At 76.4% G+C, this 1,125-nt stretch carries 1 protein-coding gene; it reads left to right on the plus strand.

All coding sequences use genetic code 11. From position 1 onward, the window contains the following. A partial coding sequence (locus DVH02_RS32775; RefSeq protein ID WP_158575976.1) for an acyltransferase domain-containing protein occupies positions 1–1,125 on the plus strand: 1,125 nt, incomplete at both ends.

Below are 1,125 nucleotides of genomic sequence, written 5' to 3' on the forward strand. Positions count from 1 at the left end.
GTTCGCCGCCGCCTTCGACGAGGTGAGCGCCCAGTTCGGCGCCGACACCCTCGACCCGCTCCCGCACGACACCGTCCTCGGCGACGCGGGACACCTCCTCGCCACCACCGGCCACGCCCAACCCGCCCTGTTCGCCTTCGAAGTGGCTCTCCACCGCCTCGTCCGCAGCCTCGGCGTCACCCCCGACCACCTCCTCGGCCACTCCATCGGCTCCCTCGCCGCGGCCCACGCCGCAGGCGTCCTCTCCCTGCCCGACGCGTGCCGTCTCGTCGCCGCCCGCGCCCGCCTCATGCAGGCCCTGCCCGAGGGCGGCGCCATGGTCGCCCTCCAGGCTGGCGAGGACGAGGTGCTGCCCCTGCTCGCGGGGGCCGAGGACCGGGTCGCACTGGCCGCCGTCAACGGCCCCCGCTCCGTCGTCGTCTCCGGCGAGGAGAGCGCCGTCCTCGACGTCACCGCCCGGATCGAGGCCCTCGGCCGCCGCACCAAGCGGCTGCGCGTCAGCCACGCCTTCCACTCGCCCCTCATGGACCCCGTCCTCGACGAGTTCCGGCAGGTCGCCGCCGCCCTCACCTACCACGAGCCGCGCATCCCGACGATCTCCGACGTCACCGGAGAGCCCGCCGCCCCCGGCGAACTCACCGACCCCGAACACTGGGTACGCCACGTCCGGCAGACCGTACGCTTCCACGACGGCGTCCGCGCCCTGGAAGCCCTCGGTGTCCGCCGCACCCTGGAGATCGGCCCCGACGCTACCCTCACCGCCCTCGTCACCGACTCCCTGGCCGCCCCCGCCGACACCGCGGCCGTCGCCCTGCTGCGCCCCGGCCACGACGACACCGACGCCCTCCTGGCCGGACTCGCCCGCGCGCACGCCCACGGCGCCGACGTCGACTGGGCCGCCCTGACACCCCGCCCCGCCCACGCCGTGGAGCTGCCCACCTACCCCTTCCAGCGGCAGCGCCACTGGCCGAGCGCCGGCCGGCGCACCGCCGACCTCGCCGCCGCGGGACTCGCCGCGACCGGACACCCCCTGCTCGGCGCCCGCGTCGACCTGCCCGACGGCGGCGGACACCTCTTCACCAGCAGGCTCTCCCTCGCCGACCAGCCCTGGCTCGCCGACCACGC

It is taken from the genome of Streptomyces corynorhini (assembly GCF_003346515.1).
GTDB lineage: Bacteria > Actinomycetota > Actinomycetes > Streptomycetales > Streptomycetaceae > Streptomyces > Streptomyces corynorhini.